The sequence below is a fragment of the Schaalia sp. Marseille-Q2122 genome (assembly GCF_903645355.1).
Taxonomy (GTDB): Bacteria; Actinomycetota; Actinomycetes; order Actinomycetales; family Actinomycetaceae; genus Pauljensenia.
Genome location: NZ_CAHJXR010000004.1, coordinates 12,569 through 38,569 on the forward strand (window position 1 = coordinate 12,569; position 26,001 = coordinate 38,569).

At 63.0% G+C, this 26,001-nt stretch carries 19 protein-coding genes, 2 tRNA genes and 2 riboswitches; of the genes, 15 read left to right on the forward strand and 6 right to left on the reverse strand.

The genetic code is table 11. From position 1 onward, the window contains the following. Positions 1-78 precede the first annotated feature (78 nt). The 5 genes from HWX48_RS04515 to HWX48_RS04535 all read left to right on the forward strand — a co-directional run bounded on the left by HWX48_RS04515 (position 79) and on the right by HWX48_RS04535 (position 5,593). Positions 79-1,530 (forward strand): NCS2 family permease, encoded by a 1,452-nt coding sequence (locus tag HWX48_RS04515; RefSeq protein ID WP_254872963.1) that lies wholly within the window; start codon positions 79-81, stop codon positions 1,528-1,530. Positions 1,531-2,154: 624 nt separating this feature from the next. Continuing rightward, positions 2,155-2,637: a DUF2975 domain-containing protein gene (locus tag HWX48_RS04520; RefSeq protein ID WP_175955079.1), complete on the forward strand. Its 483-nt coding sequence runs from the start codon at positions 2,155-2,157 to the stop codon at positions 2,635-2,637. Next, positions 2,637-2,888 carry a helix-turn-helix transcriptional regulator gene (locus HWX48_RS04525; protein WP_217701588.1) on the forward strand — a complete coding sequence of 84 codons (252 nt, stop codon included), beginning with the start codon at positions 2,637-2,639 and terminating at the stop codon, positions 2,886-2,888. Before HWX48_RS04520 ends, HWX48_RS04525 begins: the two co-directional genes overlap by 1 nt. Before the next feature lie 118 nt (positions 2,889-3,006). Continuing rightward, the gene (locus HWX48_RS04530; RefSeq protein ID WP_175955081.1) at positions 3,007-4,260 is read left to right on the forward strand and encodes an MFS transporter; all 1,254 of its coding nucleotides are present in this window, start codon (positions 3,007-3,009) and stop codon (positions 4,258-4,260) included. An 82-nt stretch (positions 4,261-4,342) separates the two neighbouring features. Beyond that, positions 4,343-5,593, forward strand: a complete 1,251-nt coding sequence (locus HWX48_RS04535; protein WP_175955084.1) for an MFS transporter — start codon at positions 4,343-4,345, stop codon at positions 5,591-5,593. 150 nt (positions 5,594-5,743) lie between these two features. Here HWX48_RS04535 and serC read toward each other — a convergent pair whose 3' ends face one another. After that, positions 5,744-6,928 carry a phosphoserine transaminase gene (gene serC, locus HWX48_RS04540; protein WP_175955085.1) on the reverse strand — a complete coding sequence of 395 codons (1,185 nt, stop codon included), beginning with the start codon at positions 6,926-6,928 and terminating at the stop codon, positions 5,744-5,746. A gap of 192 nt (positions 6,929-7,120) precedes the next feature. On the opposite strand from serC, the gene HWX48_RS04545 reads away from it, so the two are divergent. From HWX48_RS04545 to HWX48_RS04570, 6 genes are all read left to right on the forward strand, one after another. Beyond that, positions 7,121-7,795, forward strand: coding sequence for a metal-dependent transcriptional regulator (locus tag HWX48_RS04545; RefSeq protein WP_175955087.1), 675 nt, complete (start codon positions 7,121-7,123; stop codon positions 7,793-7,795). A 336-nt stretch (positions 7,796-8,131) separates the two neighbouring features. Then, a riboswitch (cyclic di-AMP (ydaO/yuaA leader) is annotated at positions 8,132-8,298 on the forward strand. A gap of 3 nt (positions 8,299-8,301) precedes the next feature. After that, positions 8,302-9,072, forward strand: coding sequence for a C40 family peptidase (locus tag HWX48_RS04550; RefSeq protein WP_254872964.1), 771 nt, complete (start codon positions 8,302-8,304; stop codon positions 9,070-9,072). A 160-nt stretch (positions 9,073-9,232) separates the two neighbouring features. Continuing rightward, entirely contained in the window at positions 9,233-10,174 is a 942-nt protein-coding gene (locus HWX48_RS04555; RefSeq protein ID WP_175955090.1) for a universal stress protein, read from the forward strand. A gap of 77 nt (positions 10,175-10,251) precedes the next feature. Continuing rightward, a tRNA-Arg gene (locus HWX48_RS04560) sits at positions 10,252-10,324 on the forward strand. A gap of 26 nt (positions 10,325-10,350) precedes the next feature. Next, the gene (locus HWX48_RS04565) at positions 10,351-11,307 is read left to right on the forward strand and encodes a cation diffusion facilitator family transporter (protein ID WP_175955092.1); all 957 of its coding nucleotides are present in this window, start codon (positions 10,351-10,353) and stop codon (positions 11,305-11,307) included. A gap of 76 nt (positions 11,308-11,383) precedes the next feature. After that, positions 11,384-11,473: transfer RNA gene (locus HWX48_RS04570), tRNA-Ser, on the forward strand. 1,599 nt (positions 11,474-13,072) lie between these two features. Here HWX48_RS04570 and HWX48_RS04575 read toward each other — a convergent pair. From HWX48_RS04575 to HWX48_RS04595, 5 genes are all read right to left on the reverse strand, one after another. Continuing rightward, positions 13,073-13,978 (reverse strand): ABC transporter substrate-binding protein, encoded by a 906-nt coding sequence (locus tag HWX48_RS04575; protein WP_175955094.1) that lies wholly within the window; start codon positions 13,976-13,978, stop codon positions 13,073-13,075. 116 nt (positions 13,979-14,094) lie between these two features. Further along, positions 14,095-15,414 carry a phosphotransferase enzyme family protein gene (locus HWX48_RS04580; RefSeq protein WP_175955096.1) on the reverse strand — a complete coding sequence of 440 codons (1,320 nt, stop codon included), beginning with the start codon at positions 15,412-15,414 and terminating at the stop codon, positions 14,095-14,097. 13 nt (positions 15,415-15,427) lie between these two features. Next, positions 15,428-15,537: riboswitch (TPP riboswitch) on the reverse strand. A 105-nt stretch (positions 15,538-15,642) separates the two neighbouring features. Then, complete coding sequence (locus HWX48_RS04585) at positions 15,643-16,266, reverse strand: superoxide dismutase (RefSeq protein WP_175955098.1); 624 nt, start codon at positions 16,264-16,266, stop codon at positions 15,643-15,645. 566 nt (positions 16,267-16,832) lie between these two features. Beyond that, positions 16,833-17,804 carry a DUF808 family protein gene (locus HWX48_RS04590; RefSeq protein WP_175955100.1) on the reverse strand — a complete coding sequence of 324 codons (972 nt, stop codon included), beginning with the start codon at positions 17,802-17,804 and terminating at the stop codon, positions 16,833-16,835. Between the two features lie 320 nt (positions 17,805-18,124). Next, complete coding sequence (locus tag HWX48_RS04595) at positions 18,125-19,321, reverse strand: glycine C-acetyltransferase (RefSeq protein WP_175955102.1); 1,197 nt, start codon at positions 19,319-19,321, stop codon at positions 18,125-18,127. 424 nt (positions 19,322-19,745) lie between these two features. On the opposite strand from HWX48_RS04595, the gene HWX48_RS04600 reads away from it, so the two are divergent. From HWX48_RS04600 to HWX48_RS04615, 4 genes are read left to right on the forward strand one after another with little or no spacing between them, the layout of a single operon-like run. Continuing rightward, positions 19,746-20,579 (forward strand): TetR/AcrR family transcriptional regulator, encoded by an 834-nt coding sequence (locus HWX48_RS04600; protein WP_175955104.1) that lies wholly within the window; start codon positions 19,746-19,748, stop codon positions 20,577-20,579. Then, the gene (locus tag HWX48_RS04605; protein ID WP_175955106.1) at positions 20,576-22,027 is read left to right on the forward strand and encodes an MFS transporter; all 1,452 of its coding nucleotides are present in this window, start codon (positions 20,576-20,578) and stop codon (positions 22,025-22,027) included. Before HWX48_RS04600 ends, HWX48_RS04605 begins: the two co-directional genes overlap by 4 nt. Beyond that, positions 22,021-25,038, forward strand: coding sequence for an FtsX-like permease family protein (locus HWX48_RS04610; protein WP_175955108.1), 3,018 nt, complete (start codon positions 22,021-22,023; stop codon positions 25,036-25,038). The genes HWX48_RS04605 and HWX48_RS04610 overlap by 7 nt, the downstream gene beginning before the upstream one ends. Next, positions 25,031-25,756 carry an ABC transporter ATP-binding protein gene (locus HWX48_RS04615; RefSeq protein ID WP_175955110.1) on the forward strand — a complete coding sequence of 242 codons (726 nt, stop codon included), beginning with the start codon at positions 25,031-25,033 and terminating at the stop codon, positions 25,754-25,756. Before HWX48_RS04610 ends, HWX48_RS04615 begins: the two co-directional genes overlap by 8 nt. Positions 25,757-26,001 lie beyond the last annotated feature (245 nt).

Genomic DNA, 26,001 nt, shown 5'->3' on the forward strand with positions numbered 1-26,001 from the left:
AACTTTCAGTGGTGTTTCCCGGTGAGATCACAGGCGGAATGTGTGGATTTTGCACCTTCCCCAAGGCAGGATTTCCCTGTGAGCACAAAGACTGCGCCAAAGCGCGCCCACAGCACAGGTTCTGTCAGCCCTCTCGATTCTTTCTTCAAGATCAGTGAGCGTGGATCCACCATCGCCCAAGAAGTCCGTGGTGGCCTCGTCACCTTCTTCGCCATGGCGTACATCCTCGTCGTCAACCCCCTGATCCTGTCGAGCGCCATCGGTGAAGGCTCCTCCATCACCCCGGCGGGCATCGCCGCGGGCACCGCCCTCGTCGCTGGCATCGTCACCATCCTCATGGGTGTCGTCGCCAACTTCCCGCTGGCACTGGCCGCGGGCATGGGCCTCAACGCCGTTGTCGCCTTCACCCTGGTCCTCGGCGCCGGCCTGACCTACCAGGAGGCTATGGGCCTCATTGTCTGGGAAGGCATCCTCATTACCATCCTCGTCCTCACCGGATTCCGTGAGGCCGTCTTCCGCGCCGTCCCCCGCCAGCTCAAGACCGCGATCTCGGTGGGTATCGGCCTCTTCATCGCCTTCGTTGGCCTGGTCAACGCCGGCATCATTCGCCCCTCGCAGGGTGCCCCCGTCGAACTGGGCGTCCACGGCTCCCTCGCCGGATGGCCCGCACTCGTCTTTGTTTTCGGCCTGCTCCTGACCATCGTCCTGTACGTCCGTAAGGTCCCCGGCGCGATCCTCATCGGCCTGCTGTCCTCGACCGCACTGGCCGTCTTCATCCAGTTCTTCGTCCACCTGGAGGCCAAGTCCCCTGAGAACCCCACCGGCTGGGGCCAGACCGTCCCCGAAGTTGGCCAGCTCGTTGCCATCCCCAGCTTCGACTCCCTCGGACAGGTTGACCTCTTCGGCGCCGTCACCAAGATCGGCCCCGTCGCCGTCATCCTCCTGGTATTCTCCCTGCTCCTAGCGGACTTCTTCGACACCATGGGTACCATGGTCGCCGTCGGCGGCGAAGCCCACCTCCTCGACAAGGAAGGCAACCCGCCCCGCTCCAAGCAGATCCTGCTCATTGACTCGCTGGCAGCCGTTGCCGGTGGTCTGGGTGGCGTTTCCTCCAACACCTCCTACATCGAGTCCTCCGCAGGCGTCGGTGAAGGCGCACGCACCGGCCTGGCTTCCGTCGTGACCGGCGTGCTCTTCCTGCTCTCGACCTTCCTTGCGCCCGTCGTGGAGCTTGTGCCCACCGAGGCCGCCTCGACCGCACTGGTCTTCGTTGGCTTCCTCATGATGATGCAGGTGACCGAGATCGAATGGGATAAGCCCGAGATCGCTATCCCCGCCTTCCTTACCCTGGCCTTCATGCCCTTCTCCTACTCCATTACCGTGGGTATCGGCATTGGCTTCATCACCTACACCGTCATCCGCGCCGCCAAGGGCGAGGCCCGCCACGTCCACCCGCTGATGTGGCTGACCTCCCTGCTGTTCGTCTTCTACTTCCTGTTGGGCCCGATTCAGGCTCTGCTGGCAGGCTGACGTTTCCGGCTTTCTGATTGACGAGGGCGGCCCCGCGCGTACAGTGCGGGGCCGCCCTTTCGTGTCCAGAAGCGATAGGGCTGTGTCGGAGGGCGGGTGGCGCCTCGTTCGCCCATGAGCCTGGCGCTGCGCGCCGGCTCAACGCCCGCCTAACCTGACGAGGCGCCACCCGCCCTCCTCGTTCCCCTGGCTCCTATGCCCATCCGCGCCGTAAGCGCCCCACCTCGCCGTCCTTTCGTTGCTGGCTCACCTCATCTGACGAGGCGCCACCCGCCCTCCTTTGCACACCGCGTTGTCGTTTGTTCACCGCATAGCCCCCGTAAAGTGCAACAGCCCTCCCATAGTGGGGGTGGCCTGCCATAGTGTTGGGGATTGCCGACCTCGGTGTTTGCGGGCCGATACCCGCTGCCCGCTAAACAGGAATATCTATTGACAAACGATAGGTTCCTATCGATAATCGATATGAGGCGTTGCTGTTGCGCCGCTTGTTGGCCACGGCTTGTGTCTTCAGAGGACCTCGGCCTTGGGGGCTAGCTTCCCTTCCGGCCCCTCTCGCATCCCTGCACTCAGCATCGCGCCACATTCCTACGTACTCGCATACTCACTGACATAGGAGGAACTCCCATGAAGAAGCGCTACATTCGCCTGGCGCAACTGGCGGTCATCCTCTTTGGATGCACAACGCCATTGGTCCAACTCATAGTCGTCTTCCTAGCCCGCGAGATCGGCAAAGAAGCCCCCGAAGTCGCCCACCTCGTCATCCCCTACTCCACGGCGGGCGTGATCAGCATTGGCTTTTTCCAGCTCTTCCTCGCGGGCATCTGGTACATGCTCCATCGCGTCTCCACCGGAGCTTTCTACACTGCCGCCACCCTGCGCACCCTTGACCTCGTGCGCGTGGCCTTCGCTCTTAGCGTGCTGATCCCAATCGGCCTCCTCCTCCACGCTACCTTTGGAACAGAAACTGGTGTGGGTCCGGCGAGCGTTGTACTCCTCTTCCTCATGCTGATTACCGCAGGCCCCGGCGTCTTTTTACTACTCACCGTCTTGCGTCAACTCTTCATTGAAGCCCGCGCCAACCGCGAAGAACTTGAGAAGGTGATCTGATGATCCGCGTCAACATTGACCGCCTCCTCGGTGAACGCGGCATGAGTGTCAGCGACTTCGCCGACGCCATCGGCATCACCCCCGCCAACGTCGCCGTGTTGAAAAATGGCCGCGCCCGCGCCATCCGCTTCACCACCCTCGAAGCGATCTGCCGCGTCCTCAACTGCCAGCCCGCCGACGTCCTCGAATATCTGCCCGAGGAGGACGCGTCGGCCTCGTACCCGATTGACGAGGCCGACGCCGCTGGCTAAGTCCACCCGCCTGCGCCCTTGCGCGCAGCATCCTCCCGCAGGTTAACCAGCATTGACCCCAGCTCTACGGGCTGAGACTCGCATTGAGGGCCTCAACGTCCGGTGAGAAAATAAGGGAATGTCACGCACCTTCGCATCCCTGGCCCACTTCAACTTCAGGTTGTGGTTCGCCGGAAACATCCTGGCTTCCTCGGCCATGTGGATGCAACGCGTCGCACAAGACTGGCTGGTGCTTACCGTCCTCACCGATCAATCAGGCACGCAGGTTGGTATCGTGACCGCCCTCCAATTCCTGCCGATGATGCTCATCTCTCCCTGGACTGGCGTCGTCGCCGACAGGGTAGATAGGCGCCGCCTCGTCCAAATCACCCAAAGTATCAGTGGCATCTTGGGATTAGGCTTAGGCATTCTGATCCTCAGCGGCGTGATCCAACTCTGGCACGTGCACCTCTTTGCTCTTCTGGGTGGGATCTCCTCTGCCTTTGACTCGCCCGCACGGCAGGCTTTCGTCGCTGAAATGGTGCCGCCCACCTCGGTGGCGAACGCTGTGGCGCTGTCTGGCATGTCCTTCACCTCCGCCCGCCTGATCGGCCCGGTCGGCGCGGGGCTCATTATTGACCGCGTCGGGGTTGGTTGGGTGTTCGTCATCAATGCGGCGATCTTTATTGTGCCCGTCGTCCTCATTGCGCTGATGCGCGTGCATGAACTCAACCCCCGAGACCATGCGCCCCGCGCTCGCGGCCAAATCCGAGAAGGCCTGCGTTATATCGCCAACAGGCCTGACCTTATCGTCATCTTTGTGCTCATGTCAGTGGTGGCCAGCCTCGGGCTGAACTTCCAACTCACCAGCGCCATGATGGCCACCACCGTCTTCCGCAAAGGCGCAGGCGAGTTTGGCCTCCTGGCCACCTTCGCTGCTATCGGTGGTGTCACCGGCGCCCTCGTTGCTGCCCGCGTGGGGGCGGCCCGGCTGGGTTTCCTTATCCCCGCTGCGACAGCATTTGGCATCATGCTCATCGTCGTGTCCCTTGCGCCCTCCTACGTGGCTTACGCTGCCCTGGTCATTCCCCTCGGCACAGCGTCGATGTTGACGATGACCTCAGCCAACTCTGTCCTCCAGACGCGCACGCCTGACGGGATTCGCGGGCGCGTCATGTCCCTGTACACGATTGTTTTCCTCGGCACGACGCCCATTGGTGCACCCTTTATCGGGTGGGTGGGTGAGACTTTCGGTGCCCGTTGGGCACTGGCCGTCGGCGGAGCCGCCACGCTCGGGATCGCACTGCTGATGGGCGGTGTCCTCGCCGTGCAACAACGCCGAGAACGCGCCCGCAACGCTGGGACAGATGTCGCGAGGGGAGCGCGTGTGTAGGGAGATTCGGGGAGGGCGGAGTAGGCTCTAAGAACGAGGCCACCGCCACCGACAGAACGCGCAGGACAGGAAGGAGACACCCATGTCACGCACCTTCCAATCCTTCGGCATTGGCAACTACCGCCTGCTCTTCACCGGAATCCTTTTCGCCTCCATTGGCATGTGGATGCAGGTTCTCGCCCAAGACTGGCTGGTCCTCACCGAACTCACCGACCACGACGCCACCCAGGTGGGTATCGTCACCGCCTTGCAGTTCCTGCCCCAACTTGTGCTCTCACCATGGGCGGGACTCCTGGCAGACCGCGTTGACCGGCGTAGACTCCTGTATCTCACGCAGCTGAGCTCAGCAGCTTCGGCCCTCATTCTGGGCGCCCTCGTCATCAGCGGAGTCGTGCAGCTCTGGCACGTGTATCTGATGGCGCTAGCCTTGGGGGCAGTGTCCTCCCTTGACGGGCCCGCACGCATGACCTTCGTGTCCCAAGTGGTACCCAAGACTCACCTGGCGAATGCGGTTGGCCTCAATGCCACGGCTTTCCACAGCGCGCGCCTGGTTGGGCCAGCGCTGGCAGGTTTTGTCATTGATTGGGCAGGAACAGGGTGGGTGTTCGTCATTAATGCCGCCCTTTACACGGTCCCACCCTTGACGCTCCTGCTGATGAAGGCTTCAGAGTTTCAACCTCGCGTAGCCACCCCTAAGGCGAAGGGACAGATCCGCGAAGGCCTGGCCTATGTCCGACAGAGACCCGAAATCAAGATGGTCTTCCTCGCCGTTGCGATCGTCGCTGGCCTGGGTCTGAACCTGCAGATGACCTCGGCATTCATGGCCACGGAGGTCTACAGCAAGCAAGCCTCCGAATATGGCATCCTCGGCTCCTTCATTGCCATTGGCGGCGTCCTGGGCTCCCTGATGGCTGCACGTAGGCGTGCCCCACGCTTGCGGACCGTTGTGCTGGCCGCTGCGGGCTTTGGAATCGCAGAAACCGCGCTGGCATTGGCGCCCACCTTCGAAGCCTTCATGGTGCTGGCTATCCCTACGGGCCTGATGTCGCTGACGATGATGACCTCGGCCAATGCTCTGGTCCAGCTCAGCGTCGATGAATCGATCCGTGGCAGGGTCATGTCCCTGTACGGCATGATCTTCCTGGGCATGAACCCCATCTGCTCACCCTTCGTAGGATGGGTGGCCGAGGCCTTCGGCGCGCGCTGGTCAATCCTTGTCGGATCCCTCTCCTCCATCGCAGTTGCCGTCGTGGTGGGTATCTGGGCATACCTGTGGCGAAAGAGCCAGGGCATTACGCCAAGGCTCTTCGACGTCCCACGCCGCCGCGCCTGATTTCTCGGGGCGCAAGGCGTGCATGCCCGAAGGGCCTCGAAGGATCCTGGCAGGGCCGCAAAGCCCCTGGGCACAGCGTGCATCAGCACCCCTGAGCGCGGCGCGCATCCACACTCCACCCAGGGGAGTCCACACTCTACAGGTCGTCGATCAACTGCCCTGCGCAATCACCCAATCAATACTCGCCACCAGCTTTTCCACATCGACACTCTCCACTGACGGGAAGGTTGCAATGCGCAGCTGATTGCGGCCCAGCTTACGGTAGGGCTCCACGTCCACCACGCCATTCGCCCGCAGCACGCGCGCAAGGTAAGAAGCGTCGACGGCCTCGTCAAAATCAACGGTCGCCACCACGGGCGAGCGCCACTCCTCACGCGTAATAAAAGGAGCGGCATGCGGGTGAGCATCCGCCCACGTGTAGATCGCGCCCGAGGACGCGCGGCAGCGCGCCTCCATCGCAGGCAGCCCGCCGCTGGCGAGCATCCACTGAATCTGCTCATCCATCATGATGAGAGTCGCCAAAGCCGGAGTATTGAGCGTCTGGTTCTTCACCGAGTTATCCAACGCAATCGACAGATCCAAGAACTGCGGCATCCAGCGGTCCTTCACCGCGTGCAGCTCGCGGGCGCGCTCCTGAGCGGCGGGGGAGAGGAGAGCAAACCACAGGCCGCCATCGGAGGCAAAGCACTTTTGTGGAGCGAAGTAGTACACGTCCGTGGCGGTCACATCGGCGTTCACGCCACCGGCAATCGAGGTCGCATCAACGACGGTCAGCGCATCATCTGAGACGCCCGCAGATCCCGGTGTCACGCGGTAGAGCGGTGAGAGAGCGCCGGTGGAGGTCTCATGGTGGGGGTAAGCGCATAGATCCACGGCGGGCCCCTCGTCCTGAGCGAAAGCGGAAAGTGCCGCCTCATCAACGAGGGTGGCCACGGCGCCGGCCTCGGCGGAAAGGACGAGTGAAGGGGCGAGGAAGGGGGCGGCCAGTGTTTCGTCGGCGAATTTCTGGCCGAACTCGCCAAAGACCGCGTGGGCGGCACGCTCGCGGACCAACGAGGTCGTCGCCACTGCCCAGAACGCCGTGGAGCCGCCGTTACCGATGGCGATTTCCCACTCGCTGGGCAGAGCGTAGAGGGCGCGCAGGCCCTCGCGGATGGAGGCGACGAGGTCGAGGACGGGGCGCTGACGGTGTGAGGTGCCAATGAGAGGGCTAGCGGAGAGGGCCTCTACCTGAGCCGAGCGGACCTTCGATGGGCCGCAACCAAAACGGCCATCAGAGGGCTGAAGTTCTGCGGGAAGGACGGGCAAATCCACGGGAGTATGAGAAGCGGCCATAGTGAAAATCTAGCCTGAAACAAGCAGAGGCGATTTCGGTCATGCCGATTGTGCGGATTTCGATAAAAAGCTATGACCAACCAGCCGCGATATTCTGCGGTTTTCCGCCATCTTGAGACGAATTAGGAAAGAGACCATATTCTGAACAAACCTGTGGGAGTGGTATGCCACCTAAGGAGAGGGTAAGAGGCAATGACTGAGCTCATCGATACCACCGAGATGTACCTCAAGACGATCTACGAACTTGAGGAAGACGGTGTGACCCCCCTTCGTGCGCGCATTGTCGAGCGCCTGGGACATTCAGGGCCGACTGTCTCCCAAACTGTTGGCCGTATGGAACGCGACGGCCTGCTGTACGTCATGGGCGACCGCCGCCTTGAGCTGACCGATCAGGGGCGCGAGGTGGCGGTGGAGGTCGTCCGCAAGCATCGTCTGGCTGAGCGGCTGCTCATGGACGTAATTGGTCTGGGATGGGCTGAGGTTCACGAGGAAGCCTGCCGCTGGGAGCATGTCATGTCCAAGCAGGTGGAGGATCGCCTGGTGGGCCTCTTGGGGGATCCGGTGACTGATCCTTACGGCAATCCGCTGCCGGGCGCTGATGCTCCGAAGGGGACGTCCGTGGAGTATGTTGCTCGCGGCGAGGCTGAGGTGCGGGCCGTGATCGTCCGTATTGGCGAGGCAATCCAGGCGGAGTCGGCGATTATTGCTGACTTTGACGCCTTGGGTTTGCGCCCCGGGGCTGAGGTGCAGCTCAGTGCGCATCAGAAGGTGGTGCGTGTGGTGCCCGTGATTGATGGAGAGTTGGCTTCGGAGTATTTGGCTTTGTCGGATGCGTTGACTCCTCACCTCTTTGTCTCGCCTCTTTAAGGGCTGCATGAAGGGGGCGTCTGGTGCGGCTGGGCGCGCGTGATGCCCCGTCTGTGTCGTCTGGTGCTTCCTGCCTACGGGTGGGAAGCACCAGTTTTTTGCCTCTCTTTGACCCCTAGTAGGGGAGAGGTTGGATCAGGGGTCTATCAGGGAAAACTCAGGGTTTGGGGGATCTTGTCCAAGACTGTGTAGAAGTGGGACTTTTTTCCCAAAACGTGGACACTAGACCCTCAATTTTGGCCGTTTTTCGTGAACAACTTCGCATGCCGTTATCTACGTGTGACATTTACGGAGAAATCCGGGTAGTCTGTAACTCGGTTGTTACTCAACCAGCCGTACCCTTAGCCGCCGAGGCTAGACCCTAGGGGTAAGGAAACAGCCAGGTCTAGCGCGGGGGACCCACATGGGGCCTCTTGAGGTCTTGGGGTGAAGTCCGGGAAACCGGACCGGGCTCTCCTGCCCGAATCCGACAGCTAACCTCGCAGGTGCTACAAGGAGAAAACTACGTGACCAACGCCAAGTACACGCCGCGACACCGCAAAGCTCGTCGCCCCATGGCGCCGATCGCTGATCTCGCGGAAACAATGACGTCGATGAACCTCACTCCCATTCGAGGTACCGCCGTCGTTTCTGCAACTGGTCTTGCACTGACCGCAGTTGTGACACCTGTTGTCAACGCTAGCCCTTCCGTGTCTGCGCACACCGAAGAGGCAGCCCTCACGACCACCGCCCAGGTTGAAGCCCTGACCACCACGGTCTCCGTGCCTGATATCGCCTGGACCGCCATTGATGAGCTCTCTGTGGTCGCAGAGGCTCCCGCTGCGGAGGAAGTCGCTCCTGAACCTGCTGAAGAGGTCCAGGAAGATGCGGCAGCAAGCCGTGACAACGTGCGCGAAGACATCGCCTCCGACCAGTCCGTTGCTGCCTACACCGCAGCAGCAAACGCTGCCGGTGGCGACATCGTCTCCATCGCTTCCAGCCTGCTGGGCATCCCCTACGTCTACGGTGGCTCGACCCCCGCAGGCTTTGACTGCTCCGGCTTCACCCAGTACGTCTACGGCATGGCTGGTATCAGTATCCCCCGCACCTCTGGCGCTCAGGGATATGCAGGTACCTTCGTGTCCGCAGCTGACGCTCAGCCCGGGGACCTCGTGTGGCACGCCTACGGCCACGTCGGCATCTACGCCGGTAACGGCATGGTCATTGAGGCCACCACTCCTGGTGACGTCACCCAAATCCAACCTCTGTGGGGCGACTACCAGTTCGTCCGCTACTGAGGTTCCCTTTCCTTTCGGGGGGCGTGGGGTCGATTCTTCGGAATCGACCCCATGTTTGTTCCCGGTGTTTCTCGGCCGCGACTACCCAGTCCGGCGCTGAAGCATGACGTAGCCCGCCGAATGGGGCACAATAGAGGGTGACTCACATCACGAGGAGGAGATGCTGGTGTCCACTCCAACAATCGTTGTCGGCGTCGACGGCTCAACGGCGAGCCTCGCAGCAGTCGACTGGGCAATCCACCGCGCCAACCTCATCGGCGCTCGCGTACACATCATGTGCATGTATGCAATGGCTTCATACTCCGCCGCAGCCCTTGACGGCGGATACGCCGGAATCGACGCTGAAGCCCTCGAAAAAGGCGCTCAAAGCGTGGTCGACGCAGCGGTTGAACGCGCCACGAGCCTCGTCGGAGCGGACACACGCGTCACCATCAGCTCCTCCATCGAACCCGGCGACCCCGCCTCGATCCTCGTCGAAATGTCCGCAGAAGTGGACCTCATCGTCGTGGGCAGCGCCAGCGGCGGCGGCTTCATGAGTCGCCTCCTCGGGACCGTCTCATCCTCTCTCCCCGCCAACGCCGACTGCCCCGTCGTCGTCGTCCCCGAGCACAAAAGCGGGAAGGCCTTCACGCCCATCGACAAGATCGTTGTCGGCGTTGACAGCTCATCCAACACCTCCGCCGCCCTCAAAGCCGCCATCGCCGAAACCGAACTGTGGGGCGCCGCCCTCACCGCTGTCTCCGCCGTGCCCATCCCCAGCGTCGGCGGCGTCATGGGCTGGGTGCCCAACACCGGCAACCACGACGCCGTCATCGCCGAGATCAAAAACGGACTCAACACCGCCGTCGACTCTGCCCTGGGCGACCACGATCTCCCCGTCGCGCGCCACGTCCTCGACGGATCCCCCGCCTCACTACTCATCGAATTCTCGACCGCCGTTGACCTCGTCGTCGTTGGAACCCGAGGAGGTGGCGGCTTCGCCGATATCTTCCTCGGCTCGACCTCACAAACCGTCATCAGCCACTCCACCTGCCCCGTCATGGTCGTCCCACGCGGCCGCGACGAACGCTCCGGAGAAAGCTACGCCTGGGAGCGACGCTAACCCGCACCGCCAGGATTTACGAGGTCCACGCCTGCGGGTGCTAGGCTTAAGCCTGCACCGAGTGCTCGCTCGGGCATGCCCCCGTAGCTCAGGGGATAGAGCACCGCTCTCCTAAAGCGGGTGTCGGACGTTCGAATCGTCTCGGGGGCACAATCTTCTAAAGGAGATGATCCGCAATGGGTGCTGGGCATAACCACTCCCACGGACACGGCCACTCTCATGACCATGCCGGGGGTTTCACCGCAAGCAACCGCAGGCGCCTGGCCCTGGCTTTCACCATCACCGGCGGCATCGTCCTCGCCCAAGCCATCGGATCCCTCCTGACCGGCAGCCTCGCCCTCCTGACCGACACCGCGCACGCCGCAGTAGACGCCTCCGGACTCCTCGTTGCCCTCCTGGCTGGACGTCTCGCGATGAAACCCGCCTCCGACCGGCACACCTGGGGCTACCGACGCGTCGAGGTCCTCGCCGCCCTCGCCCAATCCACGCTCCTGCTGGCCGTGGGCATCTACACCGCCATCGAGGCCATCAAACGCTTCTTCGAACCCGCAGAGATTCCCTCCACCGAGCTACTGATCTTCGGCGCTCTAGGCCTCATCGCGAACCTCAGTGCCATGCTCATCCTCTCAGCCGGGAGGGGTGCGAACTTCAATATGCGAGCCGCCTTCCTTGAGGTCCTCAACGACGCGCTCGGCTCCGCAGGCGTCATTATCGCGGCCATCGTCATCTCCACCACCGGCTTCATGCAGGCTGACTCCATCGCCGGCCTCTTCATCGCAGCACTCATCGTGCCACGAGCCTTCACCCTCATGAAGGAAACGACAGTCGTCCTCATGGAATTCACGCCCGCCGGCCTTGACCTTGAGCAGGTGCGCGCGCACATCCGGTCGCTACCGCACGTCAAAGACGTCCACGACGTCCACGCCACCACCGTCGCCACCGGCCTGCCCACCCTCAGCGCACACATCATTGTCGAAGACGAATGCTTCCACGACGGTCACGCCGTCGACATGCTCATGGCAGTGCGTGAATGTGTCGCCGAGCATTTCGACGTGTCAATCACGCATTCAACCTTCCAGATTGAAACAACGCGCGTCGCCGAATCCGAGGAAGAACAACACAACCACCAGTGATTCATTGGCCTGCGCGCTTGGTGTTCGTCACTCGAATTGCCGTGCTCGCAGGCAATCCTGTAATCTAGGCGATCGAGGTAGCGTGTCCGAGCGGCCGAAGGTGCAGCACTCGAAATGCTGTGTGGTGTCACAGCCACCGTGGGTTCAAATCCCACCGCTACCGCCACTGACAACCGCATGATTCCAACGAAAAGTTGGGGTCATGCGGTTCTTCTTATGTCCCGTGGGATACAGGTGGGATACATGAAAACAGTTTTCGGGTTGCGGGGAGTGGTTGCCGTGAGCGCTCGCGGGAGTGTGAGGGCGCGTGTTTGGGGACGTTAGTCCCCTCTTGTCGTGGGGTGGCGGATTGTCATCCCATGCCTGCTGTGCGGTACGGGGGTGTGTCTTGCGCTCCCGCTAGTTTGCTTGTGGTGGGGTAACGGATCGTTACCCCATGTCTGCTGTGTGGCGTGAGGGTGTCCGTCTGTCTGTTGGGGGGGGGGTAGCGTTTTTTTACCCCCCTTTGCCGTTTATGCCGGGTGGCGCTGTGTCTGCAAGGGGTGCTCACGGTGTGAGGATCCTTGGGCTGTTGTGTGGCTGCGTCTGTGTGGTGGTGGTGTCTGTGTGCCACCCGGGTAGGGGGGCATGTACCCCCCTTTGGTGTTCTTTTGCTCCCGCCCTGTCATAGCAAAAATGGTTCGCGGCGTTTCCAGGAGTTTTTGCCTGTGTTTTGGGGTGGTGGTTTGGCTTGTGTTTGTGGGGTTTGTGGTGGCGTGGGGTGGCTTTGTTGCTGTCGTGTTGATTCTGCGCGGTTCGTCTCAGTTCGTTGCTGCGTTGCTTGTGGGGGTGTGGCGTAGCGCGGGCGGGCTTTTAGCTCCGCCCCTAGGGGGTGAGTGCCGGGGTGCTGCTGTTTGCCTGCCTGTGTTCCAGCATGCAGGGGGTTTTGAGGGTGCTGGGTGTGGGGTGTCCTGCTATTGCCCTTGGGTGTGGCGCGGCGGTAGGCTGTGGGGTGGAAGCATAAAAAGCGGGCACAGTTGCCCCCGTGCCCGCTGTGAGGATGTTAGTCCTCTAGGGCTTCCCAAAGGATTGCGATAGCCCGGACGGTCTTGGCAATGGCTTCACCTACTGCCTTGACTGTTCGGGCTACGTGTTTCCATTCGGGTCTTTTGTGTCCCTTGGATATGTGCCCCTCTCCCTTCTGTTGGTTTGGCCCGCTTCACGGCGGATTGCGTGGTGTTCCGTGAGGGGGTCCTTGCCTTGGAAGGGCGTTCCTGATTGTGTCATAGGGTGCGAGGCTGCCGCAGGCGCTTGCGGGAGCGCGGGGGCGTGTGCGTGGGGGTGTTAGTCCCTGTGTCGGGGGGGCGCACCCCCGTGAGCTGTAAGCGATGGAGTGGTGAATTGTTACACCCCCTGACTGTCGCATGGCGTGAGGCTGCCTGTCTGTTGAAGGGGCAGCGGTTTGCGCTCCCCTTCATACCTATGCTGGTGGTTGAGTGCGGTTTGCCTGTTGGTTCCCTTGCTCGTGCTTGCATGGAGGGCTCACTTCGGTGCACCCCCTGGGGTTCGGATGCACAGGCTAAGGCGCTTGGGGCGGCAAGTTTTGTGACAGTTGTTGCGTTGCGGAGCACCTGCGACCTTGTGTGACAGCAATAGGCGTCACACAATGCAACAAGTGCTCCATAAGTCGGCCTCTATTGGTTCGGCCCGCTTCTATAGCTTTGGCCCCCTCACGGAACACCATGCAATCCGCCGTGAGGGGGCATTGCCGTGAACCTAGGGTGCGTCAGGGCAGGAAGTCGTTCGTCACCGCACCCTCAATATCCTCCAACGAAGCAGTGGTGAAACCGCCATCGATCATCCACTGCGTGTAGGAGCGCACGAGCTCCGGCTGGATCTCACCCCAACGGCCAGAGGGCGCAAACCAGGTGGGGCGCATGTGCTCCAAGGACAGGCGCAGCACCTCGGGGTCCATATTGCACATGGGAGAGCCGGCCAGAGCAATCGCCTCCTCAGGATTCTCCGCCGCGAAACGGTAGCCACGCGCCGTGGCCTCCAGGAAGTCACGCACCAGCTGAGGCTCGGAGTCACACATCTCCTGCGTGAAACACACAAAGTAGGCGTGATGCGGAGCCACACCCACCTGGTCAAAATCAAGGAAAGTAATGTCCTCAACGGGCGTGCACCCCTGGTAGGGCTCCCATCCCAGCACGTTGAATACGGCGTCAAAGGTGCCCTTCTCGATGGCACGCATGTCTGGCTCCCAGAATTCGGGGTGGGTGACGTTGAGCAGGTCAAAGTTGCCGCCGTCAGCCTCGACAGCCTCGTGCACCATGTGGGTCAGGCGCGGAGAGGGCGGGATCGACACGTGCTTGCCCTCCAGGTCACGCCAGCGGTGAATCCCATCCGACTTGCGACCAAAGACGCCAGGCAGTTGGCACTGGTTGAAGGTCGCCACGCCCACCAGTGGCACCTCGGTGTGCCGGTACTCAATGAGTTCACCCAGGCGCACCGACGCCACCTGGTATTCGCCTGCCGCCACTAGGTCCGAGGGGTTCCCGCGGTCGTGGCCGTCAGAAATAATGTCAACATCCCAGCCGTGCGCGGCATACCAGCCCTTCGCGCGCGCAACGAAGAGGCCAATATGGTTGGGCCAGGGGTGGACGTATTCGAGGTGGATGCGCAGTTTCATGGGATGCCTTTCTGCTCGGGTTGGGGGCTTGTCGGGATCGTTTGGCGAGGTTGCCGCCGTGGGCGGGGTGGGCCGCAAGGGCGAGGTCGGCGAGAAGGACGAGGGCGGTGCCGGGGCTAGGACGGTGGGAGAGTGGCCTGCACTGGGCGGGTGGCCTGGATCGTTGCGGCAAGCTCGTCAAGGTAGCGCCGTCCGGCTTCGGTCGTGAACCAGGCGGTATGCCCACGCAAGAAGGTCTCCAGCGCCCACTGGGCATTCGAGGGGCGCCCGCTGATGAGGTGGTAGGGGATCCAATCCAAGGCCGGGTCCACGTGAACGGCGCGCATAATGTGGGGCAGCAGGGCGGCCTCGACAGCGCTCAGGGGCCGGAGCGTCTGGTAGCCACGCAGGATCGCCTCGCTCATGTCCATCCGATATGCGTCGGCATTGCCGTCGAGGATATCCAGCCACAGTAGGGTGTTGCGCTCTAGAGCGATGGCCAGGTCGGCTACGGCGGTGGAAACGGCAGAGAGGCCGAAGTCGAAGACCGCGCACACGGCGTCGCCCTCGTACATCATGTTCGAGCAGTGGCCATCGCCGTGGATCCACAGACGAGGTAGGGAGGCGTAGGCGCGCGTGATGTCCGGAGTGCGCCATGCGAGGGCGGCCTCGACCTCGGCGGCAAGGCTGAGGCGGTGCGCGGCAGCATGGCCAGCTTCGTCGGCGCAGTTCAGCGTGCCAGTACTGTCTGCGGCGCTACTTTTTGCACCGCTGTGTCCTCCTCCGTGACCTTCTTTGTTGGTGCGCGCTCCGGGCGCACTATCAACGGTGCGCGGGGCGTCGCCCTCTTGAATCGCGTAGCTTGCCGCCCACTCGGTGAGCATTGGCCGATCCGCCAGGTAGTCCTCGACGGACACTTGCCCCATTGCCAGATCGCAGCGGGCCTGGAAGAATCCCGGCCCAGGATCGGCCGGAGCAAGGCTCGCGGTGGCCTCGGCCCGCAGGTGGAGGACCGCCAAAGCCCGCCCCAGGCTCTCAGCCTCGCCCAAGGAATCGGGCGCATTCCATGAATACCGGCCACGGTAGCGGTCCTCGCCGGGCGCAAAATCGTTGAGCTCGTACAGCCACTCGCCCTCTTCAACGACGCTGTCACCCGCGGGCGTGAGCTGGAAACCGGTGACGGTGAGCGCATGCTCGTCCTCGACGTCACGCAGCAGGTTCACCGCCTGGTGGCGGGCGCGAAGCTCAGGCACAGACATGACTGAGCGGTGATAACGCTTAAGGAAGAAGGGGCCATGCGGCGTCAACACCGTGACCGCGCAGGACATCATGCGAATGGACTGGCTGAGCACCGTCGCCTGGGGGAAGCCGAAACGGGCCATGACGGGCACGGCCTCGTCAGCGTCGAAAGCGGGCCAAACCGGCTGGATCACGGTGTAGTCCTCGGGGTAAGTCACCTGCGCCTCCTTGCACAGGTGTGTGGTTGCGTCCCTCCGCCAGCATGACCTGGTTCAGGTGAAACGGTTAGCGTCGCTTCTCAGCCCTCGGGGGTGAATCCTCGGGCACCCGTGCACACCCATGGTAAAACACCGCGCCCCTCCGGCGTGAACGCATCCAGGGTCGGCTTCGTCAGAGGCGGGGATCGTCAGGCTGGAGGGGCGCGGTGGAGTCAGAAGTGACCGAGCTCAGGCAACGACGAGGCCGTTGTACTGGGCGCGGGCGCGCTCGAAGCGGGCAGCCACGTCAGCCCAGTTAACGACATTCCACCAAGCGGTGACGTAGTCGGCCTTGACGTTCTTGTAGTCCAGGTAGAAGGCGTGCTCCCACATGTCCAGCATGAGCAGCGGAACGGTAGCAACAGGGATATTGCCCTGCTGGTCGGTGAGCTGGAAGGTCACGAGGCGCTGACCCAGGGTGTCCCAAGCGAGGATGCCCCAGCCCGAGCCCTGCAGGCCCAGGGAAGCGGCAGCGAACTGAGCCTGGAACTTTTCGAAGGAGCCGAAGAACTCATCGATGGCTGCAGCAAGTTCACCTTCGGGGCGGCCGCCGGCGTCGGGGGCCATGTTCTGCCAGAAGATGGTGTGGTTGGTGTGACCGCCCAGGTGGAAGGCCAGGTTCTTCTCGTGCAGATTGATGGCGGCGTGGTCGCCAGCTTCGCGGGCAGCCTCCAGGGCGGCAAGAGCGCCATTAGCGCCGGCAACGTAGGCGGCGTGGTGCTTGGAGTGGTGCAGCTCCATGATGGTGGCCGAGATGTGGGGCTCCAGAGCGGCGTAGTCGTAGCCGAGTTCGGGCAGGGTGTAGACCGTCATGTTCTCTCCTAGTGATAGTGAGCAGCGGGTAGGTGAACGCTGCAGGTCCACTGTTAGGGTATCGCCCTTTAGTCCCGAGTGCGCAATAGGAGCCTGTGGTATTTCGCGCGATTTTCGCAAACTTTAGTGACGTGGTGGGTGCCGATCTGGGGTTGCGCGGGGCTCGCGTCGACAGGCAAGAGAAGGGCGAAGCGGGAGTCTGGGAGTGAGCTTCAGGCGAGGGGCATTGTTTGATCGGCGTGAGGCTTAGGTGGGGAGAGAGCAGGGCGTCCGGGTTGGCTGGGGGCTGAATGCTGGATCTAAGTGGGGTGCTGGGGCGCAAGGCTGAGGCAGAGGTCTGAGCCGGACGGCTGCCGGTTATGGAGCAGTTGTTGCACTGCGTGACACTTGCGACTTTATGTGACAGCTATACGTGTCACATCATGCAACAACTGTCACGTAAGTGGAGGATCGGCTTCCACCAAAGCACCCGGCAGTGCGCCGCGCACAACAAACGAGGCTCCCGCAGGAGCCTCGTTATGTGGACAGAGAGCGTCACGCTGACGCTGCTTAGTCCGAGGACGGCCTCAGTGCGCGCTGCCCCGCGCCTCCGTCGGCGCCTTCGAGTGGCGCAGGCGCTGAACACTCACCCACAGGAACGCCAGGACGCTGCCCCATAGGATGCCAAAGACACCCGACAGCGCGGTCTCAACCAGCCACATCGCCGCTCCACCAGCGGCCTCAACGGCGTGCATAGCGGTTTCAACCACGTGGTGGAGCCAGTCAAAGCCCAGGTCATGGAGGGACAGGATAATGATGTGCCCACCCACCCAGAGCATGGCCAGGGTGCCAATAGCGCCGATTACCGAGAAAACCTTCGGCATGACGCGCACAATGCGCTCGCCCATAGCTGCGCGCTTGCCGCCGCGAGCCACCAGGTGCAGGCCAAAATCGTCCATCTTCACCAGGATCGCGACCACGCCGTAGACGAAGAAGGTCATCGCCAGGGCCACCGCGATCAAGACAGCAACGCGCATGGAGCTTGAGCTGCCCGTCAGATCAGCCAAGGCAATGAGCATGATTTCTGCTGAAAGAATCAAGTCCGTGCGCACCGCTGAGGCGACGATCTTCTTCTCGAACTCCTCACTGGTCGCAGCTCCTGCGTCATCGCCTTCGCCGTGCTCGGGCCCATGATGAGGCAGCAGGTGCAGTTTATGCAGCAGCTTTTCTGCGCCCTCAAAGCACAGGTAGGAACCGCCCACAATCAGCAGAATCGGCAGGGACCACGGAGCCAACCACGACAAGAGCAGCGCCAGGGGCAAGATGATCAACAGCTTGTTAATCAGCGAACCCTTCGCAATGCGGGCAATGACCGGCAGCTCCCGCGCGGGAGAGAGGCCCTGAACGTACTGAGGGGTCACCGCAGTGTCGTCAATAATGACGCCCGCCGCCTTCGCAGAAGCCTTTGCCGCGCCCGCTGCAACATCATCCACCGACGCAGCGGCAGCCTTCGCGAGGGTCGCAATGTCGTCAAGTAGGGCAACAAGTCCTCCGGACATAGTCAGCTCACTTTCATTAGGAGAAGGCCTGGGGTGGCGGCCAAGGGGTGGGCGCTTATGGCAGATGGCGATGGACAGGATGGGTGGATTGGCAAGGGCAGGCGATAGTTAGTGTTGGACGAGGCAGGGCACCGCAGGCAGGCGGCAGCGCCGACACTCTGTGTGGCGAGGCTATTGCCGCGGATAGTTCCGCGTGAAAAAGCGTAGCAGTGGATGGGAACGCTGTGCGTGCCCATCCACTGCCGTTTCACCTGAAAAATGCCGCCAAGGCAGGTATGCCCCAATCGCGTGCTGGCCACACCCAACCTGACGGGCAGAACTCAGCGGTCGGCAACGTCCTCGCGAGCCTGAATGAAAGCAGCAACGCAGGCGCGCACGTCCTGCTCCGAGTGAGCGGCGGAGAGCTGCACGCGGATGCGCGCCTTGCCGCGCGGCACCACCGGGAAGCTGAAAGCCGTCACGTAGACGCCAAGCTCCAACATGCGTGCGGCCACGTCAACAGCCTGGCGGGCACCGTCCTCGCCAGGGAACATGACGGCATGGATGGGATGAGTGCCGGGCAGGATCTCAAACCCGGCGGCCTCCATCTCTGAGCGGAAGAGGGCGGCCATGGCGGCCAGGTGCTCGCGCTCGGCATTGGCGGCGGCAGCCAGGCGCAGGGCCTCGCGAGAGCCAGCAACCACGGCGGGAGCGAGCGTATTGGAGAAGAGGTAGGGGCGGGCGCGCTGGCGCAGCATGTCAATGACGGCCTGACCGGCAGCAACGTAACCGCCAGAGGCTCCGCCGAGGGCCTTGCCGAGGGTGCCGGTGAGGATATCGACGCGATCCTCCACACCAAAATATTCCGGTGTGCCGCGCCCGCCCGCACCCACAAAACCCGTCGCATGCGAGTCATCCACCATGACGATCGCGCGGAATTCCTCAGCCAGGTCGCAAATGCCGGGCAGGGGCGCGTAGGAGCCATCCATCGAGAACACGCCGTCGGTGACAATGACAACCTGCTCGGCGCCGCCCTCACGCGCAGCAACAAGCTGAGCGCGCAGATCCTCCAGGTCGGCGTTCTTGTAGCGGAAGCGCGCGGCCTTGCACAGGCGGATGCCGTCAATAAGGGAGGCGTGGTTGAGTTCGTCGGAGACAATCGCGTCCTTGGCGGTGAAGAGAGCCTCGAAGATGCCGCCATTGGCGTCAAAGCAGGAGGAGAAAAGAATCGCGTCATCGGTGTGCAAGAAGGCGGCGATCTCACGTTCGAGGGCGCGGTGCTGGTCCTGCGTGCCGCAGATAAAACGCACAGAGCTCATGCCAAAGCCCCATGTATCGAGGGCGTCGCGCGCTGCCTGGGTCAGGCGTTCGTCGCCCGCGAGCCCCAGGTAGTTATTGGCGCAAAAATTCAGGGCATCCCCGGCGGGGGTGGTGACGTGCGGGCCCTGGCGGCCCAGGATTTCACGTTCAGCCTTCCATAGGCCCTGTTCGCGGATGGACTGGAGCTCGGCTTCGAGTGTGGCGCTAAGAGTATCCATGTCTTCATTGTGCACTCTCGGAGGCTAGGGCGGGAAGGTTGAGGCGTGGTGTGGGCTGGTTGGGGGAAAAGGCTGGGGCGTGGCGGGACGGTGCTGTCGGCGTGATGAGGTTGGGATGGGATTGCGAGGGTGGGGGCAGGTGCGGTCTGGAGCTGGTGCGGTCTGGGGCTGGTCCCGAGGCTGTGGTTGTGTGACAGTTGTTGCATAGCTTGCCGTTTGTTGTCTTTGGTTGCAGGTGTACGTGTCACGTAATGCAACAACTGTCACCTAACTGGTGGGAGTGAGGGCAGGAGTGGCTGAGGAAGTGGGGAAGCTCGAGCGCACAGCCCGGATGTACAGACCAGGGGCGAATCAGGGTGGGCGAGGTTGTGTCCACCCTGATAGGCTACCGACTAACAGTCGGTTAGCGTGTGAGGTGAGAAGCATGCGTCAGATAGTGCTTACGGGCACAGAGGAGCCTGCAGAGGAAGTCGCAGAAGAAGCTGGTGTCGAAAAAGCTGACGACTCTGGGAAAGGCACAAGGCCCAGGCAAGGCGCAGACCTTAGGGAGCAAGCACGCTCAGGAAAAGCCCTGAAGGCAGGGAAAGAAGCTCGCGCTCGCTCCGCCTCCGTCGCTGCCTCTGCCGCCCCCACGCGCACGCGCCTGAGCGCTGAAGAGCGCCGCGCTCAAATCCTCGACATTGCCCGAGACCTTTTCATCACACGCGGCTACCACCACACCAGCACTGACGACATCCTCGCCCGCGCAGGCATCGCCAAAGGCACGCTCTACCACCACTTCACCAGCAAGGAAGCAATCCTGAACGCCCTCGTCCTGCGCACCTGCGACGAACTCGCTGCCCGAGCCGCAGCTGTCGCCCGCACGCCAGGCAGCGCCATTGAGCGCTTCATCCGCACCATCGGCGCACTCAACGTCACCGCAGAGGAAGGCGGCGAACACCTCGTCAATGCGCTGCACGCTACGGGCAACGCCGACTATCACCTACTCTCCATCACCGAAACGATCGCGCGCATCGCCCCGATCCTCACCGGCATCGTCGAAGAGGGCGTCGCCGCCGGAGAATTCACCACGCCCCACCCGACGGAAAGCGTTGAACTCATCTTGCTGGGAGCCGGAATGCTCCTCGACCAGGGAATATTCCCCGCAGATGAGGCCACCCGCGCCCGGCGCACGCAGGCGCTCATCCTCAATACTGGCCGCATCCTCGGCTGCGACCCGGCCGCCCTTGCCGCCGCACTTGATGGGCAGCGGCCATGAAGTACTTCTCCGTCCTCTTCGCAGGCTCACTCATCACCTCGATCGGCTCAGGCATGAGCGCCTTCGCGCTCGCGGCCTGGATCTTCACCCAGCAGGGGAGCGCCGCCAGCGTCGGCCTGCTGCAAATGTGCGCTTTCGCGCCGATGGTGCTGCTCGCACCGATTGCTGGCACCTGCGCGGACCGCTACGACCGGCGCGCACTCATGATCGCCGGAGACGGCGGCTCAATCCTGGGGCTGCTGCTCGTGCTGTGGGCGCTGAACGGGGGAGGGCTCGGGGGTGAAGGCGAGCCGAGCGTGCCCTTGGTCTTGCTCGGCATCACCATCGCCTCGTCCCTGGCGGCCTTCACGGAACCCGCACTGCGCGCAACGGTGTCTGACCTGCTCAAACCCGAAGAGTATGTGCGTGCCTCGGGCATGCTCCAACTCGCAGCGTCCTCAAAATTCCTCATCTCACCCGTGTTAGCGGCGCTCGTCATGACCGCCTCCTCCGTGCAGGTGGTGCTACTCATTGACGCGGCAACGGCCGTCGTCACCGTCGCCTGCACCCTCTACGTCCGGCGCGGATTGACGAGGGCGACGCCGGTGGGGAGGCTGGGTGCAGCGCGGCAAGCAAGCAAGGCAGAGCAAGCAAGCAAGGCAGAGCAGGAAAGCACAGCAGGGCAGGAAAGCACAGCAGGGCAGGAAAGCACAGCAGGGCAAGCAAGCAAGGCAGAGCAGGAAAGCGCAGCAGGGCAAGAAAGCAGCGACCGCCCCTCATTCCTGCGCGATCTCCTCAACTCCTGGCGCACCATCACCGCCTCCACGCAGGTCACAACCGTGGTGGCAATTATGGCCGCGCTGACCCTCGCCCTTGGAGTCATCCAAACCCTGCTCAAACCCATGCTGTTGCCGCACTACTCACCCAACCAGGTCGGCCTCGTTGAAAGCCTGGCCGCCTGCGGACTCATCGCCGGCGGAGCCCTTGTCGCAGTCCTGACCAACCCCCGCCCGGACTGGCTTCTACGCGTTGGGATCGGCGCGGTCAGCCTCGGCGCGCTACTTGTCGGACTGCGGCCGAGCATGTGGTGGGTGGCAGGCAGCTGCGCACTGGTTTTCGCAGCGCTCGCGGCCTGCAATGCGGGGGCCGAGGCCGGTGTGCGCGGCCTCATCCCCAATGAACAGCAGGGCCGCGCCTGGGGCAGCATCGGACTGATCACCCAGATGGGATTCCTCATCGCCTACGCCCTTGCCGGCCCCCTGGCCGACCACGTGTTCACGCCCGCGCTCATGGAGGGCGGCGCCCTCGTCCCCGCCCTCGGCTGGCTTTTTGACGTGGGACCAGGACGAGGCATCGGCCTGCTCATCAGCTGCGTTGGCATTGCGGTGGGCGTTTTGACGCTCACGGTCCCCCGCATCGATGCGGCACACGCCCACAACCCCGGCAACCAGGGAGGACACTCATGCTGACGCGTGTCCTGCGCGCCGACCTCGCCAGAAACCGGCTTGTCGCCACCGCCCTGACTGCCCTCATCGCAGTCGTCACCACCCTGGCTGCGGCCGCCACACTCATCACCGCCCGCACCCTGCACACGATCGACCACTTCTTCGACACCAGCCTCGTGCCCAACGTCGTCCAGATGCACACCGGCGAACTCGACCCCGACCTCGTCACACAATGGGCCACAGGGCGTGAAGACATCGTTGACCACCAACTTCAACGCACCCTACCGATCCCCGGCCGCGCACTGTGGATCGCCGGAGTCAACCACAGTGACAGCGTCCTCGAACCCGCAGCCGTCACCTCGCCGGAACGCTTCGACCTGCTGCTGGGCGAGGACGGGCAGGTGGTGGCCCCCGAACCCGGACAGATCGCCCTGCCCGTGCACTACCTGGCAGCCGGGCAGGCCGCGCTCGGCGACGAGGTGATCATCCAAACTGGCGCAACCCAGCTGCATCTGCGCGTCAGTGACTTCCTACGTGACGCGCAGATGAACCCCTCGCTGGTGACCTCCAAACGCATGGCCCTCCACCCGCAGGATTACGCGACGCTGAACGAGCACTACACCCCCGAATACCTCATCGAGTTTCGTCTGGCTGAGGGCGCGTCGGGCAGTGACGTCATTGATGCGTATGTGGCCGCCGGGCTTCCCGCGAAAGGTATTGCCGTCACCGACAGTATCTTTTGGTTGATGAACGGCGTGAGCACCTTCGCCCTCGCCGCCATTGCCCTGATTGCCGCCGGGCTGCTGACCGTGGTGGCGTTGATTGCGCTGCGCCTGGCAGTCCTGTCGGCGTTGCAGCAAGAGATCGCGCCCCTGGCTGTACTGAGTGCAATCGGAGCTCCCTTTGTGCAGGTGCGCCGTATGTTCCTGGCGAAGTATCTGGCGATGGCGGCTGTGGGTGCGGCGCTGGGAGTGCTTCTGGCCTATCCGTTGAGCGCGTGGCTGGGGGCAAATATCACCCTCTACTTTGGCCATGCGCCCTCTTCAGTGCTGATCCTGGCCGCGCCCTTCGTGGTTGGAGCGCTGGTTGTGGCGGTGACTGTCGCGTTTTGCCTGCGGCTCCTACGAGGCCTGCGCCGCTGCAGCAGTGCGGAGCTGCTGAGAATGGGGGCGCAGGGGCAGGCTGGCAGTTCTAAGAAAGGACGAGGGCGCCGCCTGCTGGCCGGGTTTGGTCGTCAACGTCGAGCGGGTGAAGAGGAGCCTGGCAGGCTGAGGGTGAATGGCGGTGGCGAGGCTGGCGCAGGCGAGGACAGCGGTGGCGAGGCTGGCGCGAGCGACGAGGGCGCAGGCGCGGATGAAGCGGGGGTGCATGGTGCGGGGGCGCATGGTGCGGGGGCGCATGGTGCAGGGGTGCATGGTGCAGCAGAGCACGCGCTCTCGTCACGGCTGATGTCCTCTTTTATGCCGCCATTTGTCTGGATGACGGTGCGCGTGTTGCGCTCGGCCACCAGCGTGATGCTGGCCCTGGTTGTGATGGGGGCTGGCATGACAGCCATCCTGCCCGCCGCCCTCACGCACACCATGAGCGATGCGCGCTTCGCCACCTATCTGGGTATCGGGCCAGCTGACCTGCGTATTGACCTGCGCCCGTCGGCGGAGGCGGATGCGTCTGCGGGAGCGGCCGACATCATGCAGCGCGCGCTCGCCACCCATGAACAGATCGATGCTTTCGGGATCTACCACTCCTACTCCGTGGAAGTGTCAGCTGCGGGTGCTGATGCCGAAAGCCTAGTGGTCGAGGTCGGTGACCATCAGCTGTTCCCCGTGGCCTACATCGAGGGCAATGCGCCCGCGCCACGAGAAGGCGCGATGCCAGGCCTATCCGCGCCACGAGAAGGCGCGATGCCAAACCTACCCGCGCCACGAGAAGGCGCGATGCCACACACGCCTGCACCCGACCGGGAAAGGCCGGACCGAGTGCTGGCCGCCAGTGATATGCCCGAGATTGCCCTGTCCTACTCGGCAGCCCGCGACCTTGACGTGAAGGTGGGAGACTCTCTGCAGCTCGATGATGGCGGCGAAAAGACATCGGATGGGCCTGCCGCTGCAGATGCTGTTTCGGCAAATCCCGCTGGGCCGAGAACCTTCACCGTGAGCGGCATCTACCAAGACCTCACCAATGGCGGTCGCAGCGGAAAAACCTACGAAGCGCTCGCAGGTGAGCCCCTCTGGCAGGTCGCATACGCTACCCTCACCCAACCTGCCGATGAGGCCCGAACCCAGGCGGTCGCAGACGACCTCGCCAAACAAATCCCTGGTGCAAAAGTCACCGACATCAGCGGATACATTGCCCAAACGATGGGAGCATTGCACGCGCAGCTACGCATCGTCACCCTCGTCGCTGTGCTGAGCGCACTGGGCGTGATCGCCCTGATCACTCACCTGGTCACGCTGCTGGTGTGCGCGCGTGAGAGGCGCGATATTGAGGTGCTGGCGCGCATCGGCGCCTCACCCTCAGGGCTGCGCCGCTCCTACCAGGCGCGCATGATTGCTATTGGTGCGGCGGGCACACTGGGGGCTCTAGCATTCACCTTCACTATCGGGGAACGCCTGATCAGCCTGGCTTTTGGGCTACTTGGTGCGCCTGCCGTGGAACTCCTGCCCAATGTGTGGGTGACCGCGATTACAATTCCCGCAGCGATCATCCTTGCAATGTGGCTGGCCACGCGCACCGCACTCAGTCATATTCCGCCACTGGCCCGCTCTGTTGTAGCACCCCGTACTGCGTTAGTGCCGAGAGTTGTTGCCTCGGATGAGCAAGCTTCCCAGGTTCGTGTTGCCAACCAGGCCGAATCTGCTGGGCCGATGCACCTCGCATCGCTCCGCCCCGCATTGCTCCGCCCTCGATCGGCTGCCGCTGAGGCCCCTTCTCAGCACGCTACCCCACCCGCTACCAATGCCGCACCCCACCCTGCTACCCCGCCAACCGGCGGCGCCCTCGCCAATCACGACGAACCCGGAGGCCACCATGATTGACCTGCGCTCCATCCACCACGCTTACCAGGACGTTCCGGTGCTGAGCGATGTCTCGCTGCACATTGACGCCGGTGAATACGTGGCGATTATGGGCCCGTCGGGCTCAGGCAAGTCGACGCTGCTCAACATCCTGGCCGGTCTTGAACGGCCAACCAGCGGCACCGTGACATGGTGGGGACAGGACGTGACGCAGCTGTCGGCCGAGGAATGTGCGCGCATCCGCCTGCAACGCTGGGGCTTTGTCTTCCAGGACGCGCACCTGATGGAGAGCCTGTCCCTGGCGGACAATATCGTTCTACCAGCGTTGATGCTCAAGGTTGAGGAGCGTGGTGTCATTAAGGAGCGCGCCCGCGAACTCATGGCGCACACCGGCATCACCGAGGCCGCATCACGCCTGCCCAGCGAGGTTTCCGGCGGGCAACGTCAGCGCGCGGGACTGTGCCGGGCGCTCATTAACCGCCCAGACATTCTGGTAGGAGATGAGCCCACGGGCGCGCTCAATACCTCCAGCACGCAAGAAATCCTTGACCTTATCGACCAGGTACGCCGTGCGGGTAGCACCGTTGTTGTTGTCACCCATGATCCTGGGGTGGCAGCGCGTGCCGAGCGGGTGATGCTCATGGTGGATGGACGGCTGCAGGAGGAATGTTCGCTGGAGGGCAGCCTGACACAGCGGCGCGAGCAGGTAGGGAGGCTACTGCTTGCGCATGGCGTGTGAGGGTGAGCGAGCGTGTTTCGGAAGCCTTCTTCTGGCTCGACCAGTGTCTTCGGGTTGCACGAGCAGCGTCTGGTCGATCGAAAACGCCCGGGCCCGGGTGTTCCGGTGCAACGCGGGGGTACTGGTGCAACGCAGGCGCATGCGTGCAACGCAGGGACATCGTTGCGAGGCGGGGTAGCAGAGTTTTACACCCGCTGGGGCAACCTTGAGGCGTACGCAATGAGAAGCGAGCAGCGAATCAGCAA